The sequence below is a fragment of the Segetibacter koreensis DSM 18137 genome (assembly GCF_000374045.1).
Taxonomy (GTDB): domain Bacteria; phylum Bacteroidota; class Bacteroidia; order Chitinophagales; family Chitinophagaceae; genus Segetibacter; species Segetibacter koreensis.
Window position 1 is genome coordinate 360,648 of record NZ_KB893337.1, and the last position, 15,154, is coordinate 375,801.

Genomic DNA, 15,154 nt, shown 5'->3' on the forward strand with positions numbered 1-15,154 from the left:
TGTTATATTCTCACTTTTAAAATATCGTTGATGTTTGTTGTATAGCAGGGAGATAAGTGTTCTGCTTTCAGCCTGTATCTCTTTTCAAACCCCTGCACTGCTAATCGGACAATTTCCTTACCTAATGCTCGGTTGACCTTATCCATCGTTTCCATTAACATTTTCCCCTTGTTTTTTTTGGTGGCAAATAAAGAGCCTTGCACCTGGTCTGCTGGTACAAGGTCCATCACGATCACCCCGCATTTTAAATAACTGTAGCCCTCTTTAAAAATGATATCAAAGCCTTTTGAAGCGTATTTAATTATTTCAGTTGTATTATTCGAGGGAGTTTCTAATTGAATGCTGATCGAACCCGAATATTGCTTGTCTTCCGTCTTGTGCGGGTTTGTCTGAACAAAGACATTTACCTTTTTACAGCAACTACTCTGTTGCCTCAACTTTAAAGCACAGGCTGCAGCATAATTACACAACGCTTCCTTAATCTCTGACTTTTCTGACTGCAACTTTCCAAATGATCGCGACGTGCAAATATTTTTTTTGGGTTGGGCTTCAAATTCCCATTCGATAGCCGGTATGCCTCTTAGTTCGTTTAGTAATCTTTGACCTTTTACCGTCATTTTCTTTCGTATCCATTCGTCCGGCGCATTTCTCAATTGCAGGGCAGTTTTAAATCCGTTTCGCTTTAGAAACAATGAATATTGATGGCCGATGCCCCATACATCTTCAACCTGGGTAGATTCAAGCATTTCTTCTGTCAGCCTTTCGTTTGCTGCCCAGTGAACGCCAAGTTCTTTTCTTTTTTTCTTAGCAAACCTGTTAGCCATTTTTGCCAACGTTTTTGTAGGTGCGATACCCACGCTTACCGGTATACCAATATTCTGCTTAATGCTGTTTCTAATCTTCATACCCAGCGTCAGGAGATCGGAGTGTAGCAGGTCGTGAATATCAAGAAAAGCCTCATCAATTGAATAAATTTCTAACCTTGGCACAAACCCCTCCAGCGTTTTCATAACCCTGTCACTTAAATCTCCATACAATGTATAATTTGAACTAAAAACAGCCACCTCATTTTTTTCAATGACTTCTTTAATCATGAAAGCAGGAGTACCCATATCAATTCCCAAAGCCTTCGCTTCTTCACTGCGGGCAATGGCACAGCCATCATTATTTGACAATACAATCACAGGTCTGCCTTCCAGCTTTGGATTAAAAAGCCTTTCACATGACACATAAAAGTTATTACAATCTACTAAGGCATACATTGTTTTAAATCATTTGCAGTGATTAAAATGGTTGTAACAACACCCCATATTTGCATATTCATTTCATCTGTAATCTCTATATCGTTCATGGCTTTGTTTGCCGGACACAGCCAGCATTTGTCTCCTATTTTCTTAAAATATTTAACCGTAAACTCACCTGCAAGAACGGCAAAAACGATATCTCCGTTTTTAGCAGTAAGCGACCTATCTATAATGAGTTTGCATTTCGGAGGAATAAATGCCTCAATCATTGAAGTTCCGGCACAATCGATAAGAAAAGTCGAAAGAGGATGTTTAATAAAAACTTTATTTAAGTCTATTCTTTCTTCGAGATAGTCCATTGCAGGCGACGGAAATCCGGCAGGAACGCGGAAATTATAATAAGGTATGCCCTTTTCCGTTTTGCTTGCCTCGTCTATCATTTTGCTAATATTTTTAGCAAAACTATCTTAAAAACTAATAGCTAGAACAAATGTTGAAAGATTTTATTTTTTTATCCCACATTCTGCACGCCTTTAGACTTCTTATTTTAATCCATTCCGATAATCGAATTGTTGCATTAGAAAGGAATGAGGAGATTGGCTTAATATTTCAATAAGGAAGGTATTCATAAGAAAAGTGTCATACATTATGACTATTTCGCCGAAAAATCACATAAATATGTGATTGGACAAATTGGGAAAAAGTCTACATTAGCAATTCTAAGTTTGACCATTGATTGCTAATCGAAACCCCGAACAACTTGTCCGCGACCAGATAGACAAGATGCTGCACGCATCGGGTTGGTTAGTACAATCAAAAAAGCAAATAAACCCGGCTGCAAATATTGGTGTTGCCGTTCGCGAATACCAAACGAACGTTGGTCCTGCTGATTATATTCTTTTTGTAAACAAAAATCCAGTTGGAGTAATAGAGGCTAAACGTGAAGAAGAAGGTGTACGACTTACAGTGCATAAAGACCAGACAGAAGGTTATGCAAAGGCGAAACTTCGGCTGATAGATAATGATCCTTTGGTTTTTGCTTATGAAAGTACCGGTGAAGTAACACGGTTAACTAATAAAAGCACTTCTCTTTCTCAAGACTTTTCTTCAAATGAAGGTTTTCCCGTACTTTCCGGCAATAATAATATGACCACTAATTTTTTTACAAACCATAACGGAAACTCCCTCTTAAAGAAGTTCAATGGCGCCTTTGAGCACATCGCCACTATATATGCTTTCCATGCTGTAGTTGGATATTTCAGGGCTTCAGGATATTACGCAATAAGGGAACATCTTATGAATGTACCCGAGGTAAAAATTCTTGTAGGCATCAATGTAGATTCTATAAGTGCTGAAGCGAAACGAAGAGGTCTGATGTTCTTCGGTGATCCAGAGAAAACCAGAGATGAGTTTATCCGATGGATGCGTCAAGACATTAAGGAGGCCGCTTATACCAAAGAAGTTGAAGATGGTATCCTTAAGTTCATGGAGGATATTATGGACAGGAAAATCCAGTTAAGGGTACATAAAACGAAGAAACTTCACGCGAAGATTTACATCTTCCTGCCTCAGAACTATAATGAATACTCAGGTGGTGAAGTAATAACGGGTTCGTCTAACCTTACTGCTGCAGGATTGGGAATAGAAGACGAAGGAAATTATGAGTTTAATGTATCGCTAAGGGACTATAATGATGTTGCTTTTGCCGAACAAGAGTTTAAAAAGTTGTGGGAAGACGGAGAGGAGATTTTGCCTATAGACGTTGACAGGATAAAACATAAGTCGCACATAGGCCAACTGTTTACACCGTTCGAGATTTATATCAAATTCCTGATTGAATACTTTGGTAAGAACATAGATTATGACCCCGATGCGGTCGGTGACCTGCCAAAGAATTTTAAAAAGCTGAGTTACCAGGTAGATGCAGTCAACCAGGGATACCAGATGATCTTAGATCATAACGGTTTTATACTCGCCGATGTGGTGGGTTTAGGAAAGACTGTTATTGCCAGCATGATTGCAAAGCGGTTCCTGATTGCTAATGGTAGTTTAAGTACCAAAATACTGGTTGTATATCCGCCACCATTAGAAAGAAACTGGAAGTCCACCTTCAGGCAGTTTGGTTTGGACAAGCATACCCGCTTTATTAGCAACGGAAGTCTTCATAAGATTTTGAAAGACGATGAAGATTATTGGCCCAAAGAAGATTATGACCTAATTTTGGTAGACGAAGCACACAAGTTTCGTAACCACAAATCATTGATGTTTGATAATCTTCAAACGATTTGTAAAGCACCCAGAAGCATTATCGGCAATGTATATGGACATCGTAAGAAGGTGATACTTATTTCAGCAACTCCGCTTAACAACAGGCCGGACGATATTTACTACCAGTTGCAATTGTTTCAGGATGCGAGAAAATCAACTTTATCTACTACCAACCTGCAAAGCTTTTTTGCTCCATTAATTAGGAGGTATAAGGAGGTGTTGGCTGCAGCTAAAGTGACCGGTAGGCCTGATTTAAATGCTTTACGCGGCATTTATGGAGACATAAGAGATAAGGTGCTTGAGCCGATAACCGTAAGAAGAACAAGAACCGATGTAAAAAATTACCCAGCGTATTTGCGGGACCTGGAATCACAGGGTATCAAGTTTCCGGATATTGCCCCTCCAAAGGCAGTTGAATATGAATTAGGCCCCGAACTAGAACAATTGTTTTACGATACGATTGCTCACTTGGTAGATGAGATAGGCTATTTCAGGTACCAAGCAATAGCGTATTTACTTCCTGAGGTACAAGACAAGTATTACTCGCAAGCTGAAAGAATTTCCAAGACACTAGCACAGATTATGATGACCCAAATGGTGAAACGTTTGGAGAGTTCTTTCTATGCTTTTAAAAATTCGCTTAATCGCTTTCGTATATCCACTCAGCGGATGATCACCATGTTCGAAAAAGGAAAGATTTATGTGGCACCGAGCACCAATATCAATTCCTTGATGGACCAGGACTGGAGTGATGAACAAATTGAAGAAAAGATATTGGAGCTGTCTGCAGAAGACCCCAAGAACCAGATTTTTTCACCTGCTGACTTCCAGGAAGAATTCCTCGACTTGCTACACGCAGACCTGCAGCATATAGAACATATATGCGACCAGTGGGAGGTTGTAACAGCAGATCCTAAACTGGATATGTTCAAGCAGCTGTTAAAAAATGAATTGTTCCGTCACGATATCAATAAAACAGGCAAGCTGGTCATCTTTACCGAATCGAAAGAAACTGCTATCTACCTTACTGAACAACTCAAATACCCGAAAACCTTGACGGTATCAGCTGAAAACAGGAAAGCGGTTTTTGATATCATTCAGAAGAATTTTGATGCGAATTATAGCGGCGAGTTTCATCACGACTATGACGTCATCATTTCAACCGAGGTATTGGCAGAAGGTGTAAACCTGCATCGCTCAAACATTATCGTCAACTACGATACCCCATGGAATGCTACCAAGCTGATGCAGCGTATAGGCAGGGTAAACAGGATAGGAAGTATTGCTGAAGTGATTTATAATTATGCCTTCTATCCTTCACGGCAAAGCGACCAGTTAATTAATCTGTACAACAATGCATTCATCAAACTCCAGGGTTTCCATACAGCCTTTGGTGAGGATAGCCGGATATACACCGTAGAAGAGGTATTGGAACAGGTAAAGCTCCACACCCAGGGCATTGGTGAAGACGAAGACAAGCGCCTTATTTACCTCCGCTTCATCCGTGAGTTTAAGGAAAAGAATGAGAAGGAGTTTAAACGCATTAGGCAGTTACCATTGAAAGCACGAACAGGACGCAAACCTGGTAAACAACACAAGGAGATAACTGGTGGAAGCCTCATATTTATGAAGTCGCCTTATAAACTGGAGTTTTATAAACTGCATAAAAAAGTAACCATTGAACCCTTGACATTTATCCAGGCGGCTGAGATGTTTGAAGCCAAAGTGAATGAAGTGTCTGAAGCACTGCCCGATTATCATCACAAGCATGTAGAAAAAGCGACTGCGCATTTTGAACAGGAATTATTTTCCAGTTCGATAGAAACTGTATCGGGCGAAACGGCAGATGCAAAAACCAACCAAGCTAAAAAGTTTATACGCGAACTGCGTGCCGATAGCAGGGATGAGAAGTTTAGAAATGCGGCTGAAACCATTCTGCTGATGCTGGATAAGGGCACCATTACCAATTTGTCAAGCGAACTCAACAAGCTACGGCTAAAGTACAACAAAGGCGATATAAAAGCACATGCCGTAGAAAACCTCATCATGCAGTATGCAGCCAAGTACGCCAGCATCAACAGCGAAATGGATGATGCAGATGCATTGGATGCACCACTCTTGCCATTAGAAATAACCCAGAAGCCGGATATTATTTTATCTGAAACATTTACCAGCTAAACCAATAGAACGATCGTCATGGACCAGCAGACCCTTAAACGGATATTTGAAAAAGCATACGACTCTAGCGAATGGATAGAAGTAGCAAAAGAAGTTTTTAAAGCAGATAATATTCTTACCAAACCAGCTAAAATTAACCTGCCTGCAAACGACTGGGAAGCCACAGGTGTAGAACTGGGAAGCTTTGAAACCACGGATAACAGGCAGATTGGCTTGTATGAATTAACCATAGGACCTAAGGCACAATTGCACCGCAACAAAAAAGGGATGCGCGAACTATTGGCCAAAGTGTACAAAGAAGATGTGGATGCTGCGCTGATTGTATTTGTACAAGGCAACAAATGGCGGTTTAGTTATGTAAGCGAAATATATACCCGCGACGATAAAGGCAGACGGCAAAAGAAATCAACCGACCCTAAGCGCTACACCTACCTTCTGGGTGAAGGTGAAAGAAGCAAAACCGCTGCGGACCGATTTGCCAAAGTAAGAACTACCGCCAGTCTCTTTAAAACAGGTGTGTCGCTCGAAACATTGGAAGAGGCGTTTAACGTAGAGAAGATGTCGAAAGACTTCTTCAATGCTTATCGTAAGCACTACGGTGCGTTTACGGCTTACCTCACCGGCGAAGATGAAAACAGCAAGGAAGTGTGCAAATCTGCTGCGGCCTTTACCTCTGTTTTTAAAAAAGACAAAAAATGTGCACGTGACTTTGTAAAAAAACTGCTGGGCCGTATTGTATTTATGTACTTCCTTGAAAAGAAAGGATGGCTTGGTGTAAAAGAGGGAGAAAAGTGGGGGGATGGTAACGAGAATTTTCTAAGGGATCTGTTTAGAGATACCAAACACAAGCAAAACTTTCATCCCAATGTATTGGTGCCGCTGTTCTATGAAACATTGAACACTGACCGAAAAGATGAATTGTTTAAAATAGATAAAAGCGAGTTTACCCACGGAGACTACCACAAACTGAAAATTCCTTTTCTGAATGGTGGCTTGTTTGAAAACGATATGCTCGAAGCAGACGGGCTGGTGTTGCCAGAAAAACTGTTTGCCGACCTGTTTACTTTTTTTGACCAGTACAACTTTACCGTGTACGAAGACAGTCCCGATGAACATACCGTAGCGGTTGACCCGGAAATGCTGGGACATATATTTGAAAACCTGCTGGAAGACAATAAGGACAAAGGCGCATTTTATACCCCGAAAGAAATTGTGCACTATATGTGCCAGGAAAGCCTGATAGAATATCTCTTTACTAAATTGAACGATCAGGGTGAAACGGTTAAAAGAGAATCAATAGAGAAATTGATTAAGCGTCAGGAAGCTGCAGAATTAATAGAATATGATGAAGCCATTTTAAAAGCTTTACGTGAAGTAAAAGTTTGCGACCCGGCTATTGGTTCAGGTGCGTTTCCCATGGGCTTACTAATGGAGATATACCACGCTGTTGAGGTCTTATATTTTGTAAGCCCTGATGTGACGGAGAAAGTTTGGAAGATGAAAGACTGGAACCCGGCGAAAGTAAAGTCAGACATTATTCAAAACTCTATTTATGGGGTTGATATAGAAAAAGGTGCTGTTGATATTGCCCGATTACGTTTTTGGTTGAGCTTGGTAGTAGATGAGACAAAGCCACAGCCATTACCTAACCTTGATTATAAAATTGTAGTGGGAGATAGCTTGTTGAGCAAGTTTGAGAATCATGTAATTGACATTGAGTGGAACTATACTACTAGTCATGGTACGGCAGATACCAAAAAGCTTATTACTGAGCAAGTAGGCTTATTGCAGAGGCTTTCGGCATGGCAAGGTGCCTATTATAACCACAAAATAAACAAGGAAAAATATCAAAGAGACATTAAAAATCTAAAGATCGATATACTTATCAATCAGCTTACTTTAAGCAGGAAAAGCTATAGAGACAAAAACAAAACCATTGTTCCTTTAGATGGGTTTCCTCTTACAGCTAAGCAGATTAAGACTAATCTTGAGAATGATTTAGTTATTGCAGAATTCGATCAGAATATTCAAAAGCTGCAAACCATAAAGAAAGATGCTGCTGCAAAGCTTGAATTCTTTGATTGGAGGCTTGACTTTCCTGCAGTAATGAATAGTAGTGATAAGAGTAAAGAAGGTTTTGACATTATAATTGCAAATCCTCCATATGTGGACATAAAAGGGCTACCTCCAGCACACGTCAAATCTTACTTTCTAACCTTTGCAACTTGCGAAAACAGAATAAATCTATACTCCATCTTTATTGAAAAATCTCTTCGCTTATTACGAAACGACGCTTCACTTTGTTTTATAGTCCCCAATTCCTTGTTATTAAATAGTTCTTACAAAAAGATTAGAAATAGGCTCGTAAATCATCTAACTCAATTAATTAAGTTACCTGACGCAATCTTCGAAAATGCAATAGTTGAAACCATAATTTTCCAAATTAAGACCTCAAACTTACTGGAGGAGATCAAAGGAAAGGTTTATCCTAATGATTTTAAAACTGACCTAAGAAATATTGTTTTTAATTCTTTTGAAAGATCGCAATGGCGAGAAGATCCCGAGAATAAATTTAATATTTTTTCGGATGGTATAGTATCAGCTTTATTGTTACATATGGAAAAGGACAGTGTTGCTTTAGAAACGTTGGCCGACTTTTCATTAGGAATTACACCGTACGATAAATACAAGGGACATACTGAAGAACAAATTCGAAATCGCGTTTTCCATTCAGATAAAAAAACTTCAAAATTTCACGTGCCAATGATTTCCGGTAAAAACATTCTTCCTTATGTTGTTACCGATCAAATTGAAGAATATTTGGAATACGGAAGCTGGTTAGGAGCTGCAAGAGAAAAACGGTTTTTTATACAACCGAGAATTATAGTTAGACAAATAATTTCTGGTAACCCTCCTCGAATTTATGCAGGGTATACCAGTATGGAACTTTATTTCACTCAAATCGGCTTTGCCATAACCACGAATAAAGAAGATGATTTAAAGTATATTCTATGTATACTTAACTCTAAACTAATGAACTTTTATCATAAATATAAGTATTTAGATATCGAGAAAAATACATTTCAGAAGATTCTGATAGCAAATTGCAAGAGATTTCCGATAAAGAAAGTAGATACAGAAACAAAGAAATCCCTAAGTAAATTAGTTGATAAAATTATTTCAAGAAAAACTGAAGAACAGATCGGTAACATAACAGAGGAAGCGACCATTGATAAATGGCTCTACAAGATATATGCCTTGAATTATACTGAAGCTTGCCTTATTGAAGGGAACAACGAGTGGATGACTAAAGAGGAGTACGAAGCGTTCACATTACCGGGAGAGAAAGAATAGAATGGATATAAACCAAATCTTATGGCAACCCTATTCACCCAACACCTTTACCAGCCTAAAAACAAGAGTGTAGTTCGGCTGGTAAGAAGCTTCCAACTAAACTATTCTCACACCTTTACTAAGGTTCGAAACCAGTGGTTGCCAGCAATAAGAGAGTTTCTTCGAGAAGAGACGGGTCTTAAAATGCACCAGAAGGTAATAGGGACTAAAATTCAAAAGGATAGTAACATCAGTTTTCATTTTGTAACGGACAGAGAAGAAACATTCCTCAAACTGATTGATCAGCATTACCTGAACCTCGATTTTGACGAATACACTGCATTTAACAAGCTGCGGTTACAAATGCAATCTTCTTCCAGGTTTTTTAAAAAGGAAGGTGAGGGGAGCGCTTTTTTACTGGATATCCTTGAAGAAAAGCCTCATGCGTCCTTTCATGAACTCGAGAATTACCTTGATGACTACTTTAAACAATACGATCTTAATAAGCTGATACAAACGCTTTTTAAGAATGCCGGCAGAACGGCAGATATCTGGGGCACTTATACCTATGCTTCCAGTAGAGTTGAAGTTTATTATGTTCCCCTCATCTTGTTTTGCCAGATCAACAACCTTCCATTAGAGCATTCTATTCTATCTACATTAGTTCACGAAATGGCACATGCCTATCACCACCTGGGTAAGGATAAAGACAACAGCCAATGGTCGGCCATGAATGTGACCGATAAACACATTGTAGAAGGGATGGCTGAATATTTTACGTGGCTATTTATTGAAGCCTACAAAGACAATCACCCGGGAATGGAAAAGACATACAGCTGCATGTTTAACTGCCTGGCTGATGAATACACTTGTTTTAAGAAGTGGACACCAACGTATAGCAAGGAGGCAATTAAGTCTGCGCTACTAAGTACACGTCGTAAAGGTGTGAAAGACTATAACGAGTTTTTGAAACTGTTGCAAAGTGTAAAGACGATAATGCATTAGAAATTGAGAACAACTAACCCTGATACCCTATGAGTGATGAAAAAATTACTTTTTTGCTTGTAAACCTGACATGGAATAGTAATAATTGGCAACAGCCAAGCGAAGACAAAAGCAATCATAAATGGGTCGACGCAGGTAATACTCCACATGAAAGCTGGAATTTTGACTTCAATAACGTAAGAAATACAAAAGAAGAAATAAGAGGTTATGCTCAATTTACGAAACCACCTAAAGTTACAGGTGCAAACAACCTCATTATTTTTCATTCACAAAACCAGATTGTCGGTTTTTACGGGAAAGCTGTGATACTTCCGAATGCTGTAGAAGTGAATGCCAAACAGAGCTTTAATCTTATAGCATCTAGAACTCTGGCTGTAGTATTAAGTAATAAGATTGTATCAGCAAAAGAGAAAGGATATTTTGATGGCAGAGAACGGATGGGGCAAGTTGGTTTTATATACCTCGAAACAGAAGAAGTTGTCGCATCGATGCTCAATGAAGCTTTGGAGTTAAATCCTCACCTGTCCTCGCAAATATTCGCAATCAAAGCATGGGTGGGTATCAATGGAGATAAATCAACTAAGTATTGGGTCTTTCAAGCTAGCCCTAAAGTTTACAGGATTGTGGATGCATTAAGAGATGGAATATTGAAAACGTGGACAGTCAGTCAGAATAAGTCTAAGATTGGTATAGGCGATAAAGTAATCCTGTGGGCAACAGGAGCAAATGCCGGGGTGTACGCACTTGCAACAATAACTTCTCCTGTTTATGAGACTAGCGACCCTGAGGAAGAATTGCCTTATTATACTGGGGTCGTTGACCAGCCGCAAATATCAGATAAAGTAGATCTCAAGTTAGATTACAATTTAGTAGATGATCCTATTTTGAAACCACGAGTTTTATCTCATGCTATACTCAAAGACTTAAAACATAGTGTGCAAGGGACAAACCTAGCAGCTACAGAAGACCAATACAACGCAATATTAAAATTGATAGAAGCTATGCCTGCAAACACAAACAACAACTCAATGCCTTTGAACCAGATTTTGTATGGGCCTCCAGGCACAGGTAAGACATATACTACTATTGAAACAGCCATTCGCATTGCCAATCCGCAATTCATTTTTATTGACAGAACTAGAAAGGAGATTAAAGATGAATATGAAAGGCTGCAGAAAAAGGGCCAGGTAGAGTTTGTAACCTTTCATCAAAGCATGACTTATGAAGATTTTATCGAAGGAATTAAACCGGTGGAGCCGAAGCCGGGTGATACTTTTTTGCAGTATGAAACGAAACCCGGGATTTTCAAAAGAATAGTAGCAAAAGCGTTGTTCACTCCTTCCTCAGAGAATAGTCGCTTCTCATTATCTGAAGATGATTTTACAAAAGCGACTTTTTATAAAATCTCGTTGGGGAATACAGCAAATCCGGACGATGACCAGATTTTCCAATATTGTATGGACAATAATTGCATTGCGTTGGGCTGGGGTGATGCAATAGACTTTACAGGAAAGTCAGAAGCGGAAATTCAAAAAATGGTACCTGATCAGTTGGATAAGTTTGCCGCACAGGAAGTGAATATGTTTATTCACTATTTGAAGCAGGGAGATTATGTAGTGGTGAGCTACGGAAATTTATCTTTCAGGGCAATCGGCATTGTCACCGGAGATTACGAATATCGAAAGGTTGATGGCCTGGGAGTAAATCAATTTAAAAGTGTAAGGTGGTTGCTCAAAAATCAAAATATCCCTGTTGAAGAGCTCTATTATAAACGATTTCAGCAGCAGACTTTGTACAAGCTGAATAAGGGAGAAATAAAGAAGGAGTTTTTCGTCAAAGGTGAAGCCAGTAACATACAGCCGCAAGTTTCCAAAGAGAATTATGTTCTTGTAATCGATGAAATTAATAGGGGCAATATTTCGCAGATTTTCGGTGAGCTGATTACGCTTATAGAAGATGATAAACGAAAAGGGAGGGAAGAAGAGTTGGAGGTGTTGCTCCCTTACTCTGGTGAAAGGTTTTCTGTACCTGATAACTTATACATCATAGGCACTATGAATACCGCTGATAGAAGCGTCGAGGCTTTGGATTCTGCTTTAAGACGTAGATTTTCCTTTATAGAAATGCAGGCAAATCCGAAACATGAAGACATTGGCACAGATGTAACTATTGCAGGTAATTCTTTTGATTTTTCTGAAGTGCTAGCAACCGTAAACAAGCGTTTGGAAAAGCTTATAAGCCGTGATCACCAGATTGGGCATAGTTACTTTTTACCAAAAACCGGCTGGACATGGAATAACTATTTGCTTGCATTTAATAATAAGATCATTCCATTGCTGCAGGAGTATTTCTATGGCGATTACGCCAAAATGTGCCTGGTAGTAGGCAGAGGCTTTGTTGAGCTGCAACAGGAGCAAGATGATAGTAATACTAAGTTTTTTGCTGACGCTGAACATGACGCACTTGATAGTCTATTGGAAAAACAGGTGTGGCGTATCAAGCCAATAAATACAGAAGCTGATTTTGCTAACGCACTTAATCTACTGCTGAATAAATAATGCCGGCCAAACAATACATACGTGTATTTGAGCACGCTACACTTCGTGAGAATGACGTAGTGGACGATGTCAAGTTTGAAGAGCATCACTTAAAGGCGATGCAAGTATACTATGGAGCAAAGGGCAATCCCTATTACAACCTTACACACAAAGGTGTAAAGTTTACCTCTTATGTAGGCGTGCTACAGGTTGCGGGATTAACGATTGAAGTATTGCCTAAAGCGGATAAGCAAGAGACAGATAAAACTGTATGGCACGGCTTCCTGGTAGATATGTTACGAACAGTTGGGTTGTTAGATACTTATGAGACCGGCACAGCATCCCTCAGGCTCAAGAGCCATTCCATATTAGACCTGTATATGAAGATGTTCGTAAAAGAAGTGCGTTACCTGCTGCAAACAGGATTGGTAAAGAAATACCGGAAGACAGAAAGCAACAGTTTCGCTTTAAAAGGTTCTTTACTGTTCTCAAAAAACCTTCAACACAACCTGGTGCACGCAGAGCGCCTTTATGTTCGGCATAGCACGTATGATCGGGAAAACATTTTCAATCAGGTGTTATACAAAACGCTTTTGTTGCTCCGGCATATCAACACATCATCCAATCTGGCGGGGAAAATAGAAAGCCTGCTGCTGGATTTTCCTGAATGTAACAACCTACAGGTAAATGATGTTTTTTTTGAAAAGTTGGTATTTGATAGAAAGACGGAAGCATACAAAAAGGCTATCCAGATAGCACGGTTACTACTGCTCCATTATCACCCTGATATACGAAAGGGAGGAAATGAAGTCATCGCCTTAATGTTCGACATGAACAAACTCTGGGAAGCTTATGTATACAAGAAACTCCGTAAACAACTATTGGGTCGGTACACAGTAAGAGGACAGGTAGGTACAGGATTTTGGCAGCCACAAACAGGTAGAACAGTTAGGGTGTATCCAGACATCGTTGTGTATGACTTGTCTGGAAATGTTGTTTGTATACTCGATACCAAGTGGAAGAACGTGTCCGGCAACAGCCCTTCTGATGATGATCTGAAACAGATGCTGGTGTATAACTTGTACTTCGGTTCGGTAAAGTCAGCATTGTTGTATCCATCTACCAATGAATATTCCTTTGAAGGGACTTTTGCCAAAGATGGGCACGGAGAATGCCGGTTGAGCTTTATGCCATTGGTGCGGGAGAATGGGAGTGTGAAGTTGTCGTTAGGAGAGGTGGAGGGGTATATTCGTTAATTACAAATTATGATGCTTTCACACGATTGCAGGACTGCGGTGGCAATAGAAATAGGAAGAACATGACTAATTAATCCGCTACAGAAGATATCTACCGTGTTCACAGGCCTGTATCTAAAAAATTCTAAGGCTATGCTTTGCTAAAATCAAACCAACAATTTAAGCTCTCCGTGGCGTTTTCGCTTTTGTCCGTGTTTCCCCTCCGAACATAATTGAACAAAGGGCTGTTGGTGCAGACAGACAACAGCCCCGTTAAGGAAGTTAGTTCAAGGATAACCTTACTTATTCTGTTGTTATAATTAGATGCGACGCAAAGATGATCAGTCGGGCTACATGAGCTTGTACCAAAATTCTAATTACAAAAATGTCAACCAATCAAATAGTTTCTAAAATCTGGTCGTTTTGCAATACCCTTCGTGATGATGGTGTGGGTTATGGCAATTACTTAGAACAACTTACTTACCTGCTGTTTTTTAAAATGGCGGATGAATATAGCAAACCTCCTTACAGTCGTAAGATTGCCTATTCGTTTAAAATAAGATTTTTAGATTTTTGATTTTGTAAGGTCCATACCAATAGTCACCAGCTACTTCATCCCTAATGACTTGCAGTGAAGTAAGTGATGTTTTGAATGGGTTAGAAAGAAATGTATGAAAGTTTATGTCATTAATCATTCAAGCAAAGTTAGGCTTAGGGCGCTGTAGCGCAAAGAAAGACTACGGCATAAACACAGCTCCTACCCTGCTTAATCCCGCATTTATTCCGTTTCCTTTTTTGCTTAATTGCCCTAAGGCGGAGAATGCTCCATAATTAATTTTTTAAACTTTTAAATCTTGAGTTATGGAAAGCAAACTGAGTGTATCAGCATTGTACCAGGTAGCTGAAATAGAGCTAAAATACAAATCAAAAGTGAAAGCTTCTGACCGCCTCCAAATCGGATCTTCGAAAGACGCTTACCACATTCTACTGCAGTTATGGGATCATAATAAAATCGAATTTATAGAACAATTTAAAGTGTTGCTTCTTAACAGAGCGCAGAAAGTGTTGGGTATTTACGAAGTATCAACTGGAGGTATTTCCGGAACTATTGCTGACCCAAGAATAATATTCGTAGCTGCACTTAAGGCTAACGCGTCTGGAATCGTCATTTCTCACAACCATCCGTCAGGGAGTCTTAAGCCAAGCAGGCAGGATGAAGAACTTACTCAAAAGTTAAAACACGCTGGTCAATTTCTTGAGATCAAATTACTTGATCACATAATCATCACTAGCGAAAGTTACTTGTCATTTGCTGATGAAGGGCTGCTATAAGCCCTTTTTTTAACTTTTGACG

The 15,154-nt window shown here is 39.4% G+C and carries 9 protein-coding genes; 7 read left to right on the top strand and 2 right to left on the bottom strand.

The genetic code is table 11. From position 1 onward, the window contains the following. Positions 1–2 precede the first annotated feature (2 nt). Entirely contained in the window at positions 3–1,262 is a 1,260-nt protein-coding gene (locus B154_RS0118110) for a Y-family DNA polymerase (RefSeq protein ID WP_018615722.1), read from the bottom strand. Continuing rightward, a complete protein-coding gene (locus B154_RS28975) occupies positions 1,250–1,684 on the bottom strand; it encodes a LexA family protein (RefSeq protein ID WP_018615724.1) in 435 nt (144 codons plus the stop codon). The genes B154_RS0118110 and B154_RS28975 overlap by 13 nt, the downstream gene beginning before the upstream one ends. Positions 1,685–1,976: 292 nt before the next feature. On the opposite strand from B154_RS28975, the gene B154_RS0118120 reads away from it, so the two are divergent. The 7 genes from B154_RS0118120 to B154_RS0118160 all read left to right on the top strand — a co-directional run bounded on the left by B154_RS0118120 (position 1,977) and on the right by B154_RS0118160 (position 15,132). Further along, a complete protein-coding gene (locus tag B154_RS0118120) occupies positions 1,977–5,690 on the top strand; it encodes a helicase-related protein (RefSeq protein WP_018615726.1) in 3,714 nt (1,237 codons plus the stop codon). 18 nt (positions 5,691–5,708) lie between these two features. Continuing rightward, complete coding sequence (locus B154_RS28980) at positions 5,709–9,044, top strand: Eco57I restriction-modification methylase domain-containing protein (RefSeq protein ID WP_018615728.1); 3,336 nt, start codon at positions 5,709–5,711, stop codon at positions 9,042–9,044. A 21-nt stretch (positions 9,045–9,065) separates the two neighbouring features. Further along, positions 9,066–10,028, top strand: coding sequence for a hypothetical protein (locus B154_RS30860; protein ID WP_018615730.1), 963 nt, complete (start codon positions 9,066–9,068; stop codon positions 10,026–10,028). A 29-nt stretch (positions 10,029–10,057) separates the two neighbouring features. After that, a complete protein-coding gene (locus B154_RS30865; RefSeq protein WP_018615732.1) occupies positions 10,058–12,586 on the top strand; it encodes an AAA family ATPase in 2,529 nt (842 codons plus the stop codon). Continuing rightward, on the top strand, positions 12,586–13,821 hold the full coding sequence (locus tag B154_RS28990; RefSeq protein WP_018615733.1) for an McrC family protein: 1,236 nt from the start codon (positions 12,586–12,588) through the stop codon (positions 13,819–13,821). The genes B154_RS30865 and B154_RS28990 overlap by 1 nt, the downstream gene beginning before the upstream one ends. Positions 13,822–14,185: 364 nt before the next feature. Beyond that, positions 14,186–14,377 carry a type I restriction-modification system subunit M N-terminal domain-containing protein gene (locus tag B154_RS0118150; protein WP_018615734.1) on the top strand — a complete coding sequence of 64 codons (192 nt, stop codon included), beginning with the start codon at positions 14,186–14,188 and terminating at the stop codon, positions 14,375–14,377. Between the two features lie 284 nt (positions 14,378–14,661). Further along, positions 14,662–15,132, top strand: coding sequence for a JAB domain-containing protein (locus B154_RS0118160; RefSeq protein WP_018615736.1), 471 nt, complete (start codon positions 14,662–14,664; stop codon positions 15,130–15,132). Positions 15,133–15,154 lie beyond the last annotated feature (22 nt).

Bases quoted from the DNA above. Each gene is read 5' to 3' on its own strand.
- B154_RS0118110 (WP_018615722.1), bottom strand. From the start codon at position 1,262: ATGTATGCCTTAGTAGATTGTAATAACTTTTATGTGTCATGTGAAAGG.
- B154_RS28975 (WP_018615724.1), bottom strand. From the start codon at position 1,684: ATGATAGACGAGGCAAGCAAAACGGAAAAGGGCATACCTTATTATAAT.
- B154_RS28980 (WP_018615728.1), top strand. From the start codon at position 5,709: ATGGACCAGCAGACCCTTAAACGGATATTTGAAAAAGCATACGACTCT.
- B154_RS30860 (WP_018615730.1), top strand. From the start codon at position 9,066: ATGGCAACCCTATTCACCCAACACCTTTACCAGCCTAAAAACAAGAGT.
- B154_RS30865 (WP_018615732.1), top strand. From the start codon at position 10,058: ATGAGTGATGAAAAAATTACTTTTTTGCTTGTAAACCTGACATGGAAT.
- B154_RS28990 (WP_018615733.1), top strand. From the start codon at position 12,586: ATGCCGGCCAAACAATACATACGTGTATTTGAGCACGCTACACTTCGT.
- B154_RS0118150 (WP_018615734.1), top strand. From the start codon at position 14,186: ATGTCAACCAATCAAATAGTTTCTAAAATCTGGTCGTTTTGCAATACC.
- B154_RS0118160 (WP_018615736.1), top strand. From the start codon at position 14,662: ATGGAAAGCAAACTGAGTGTATCAGCATTGTACCAGGTAGCTGAAATA.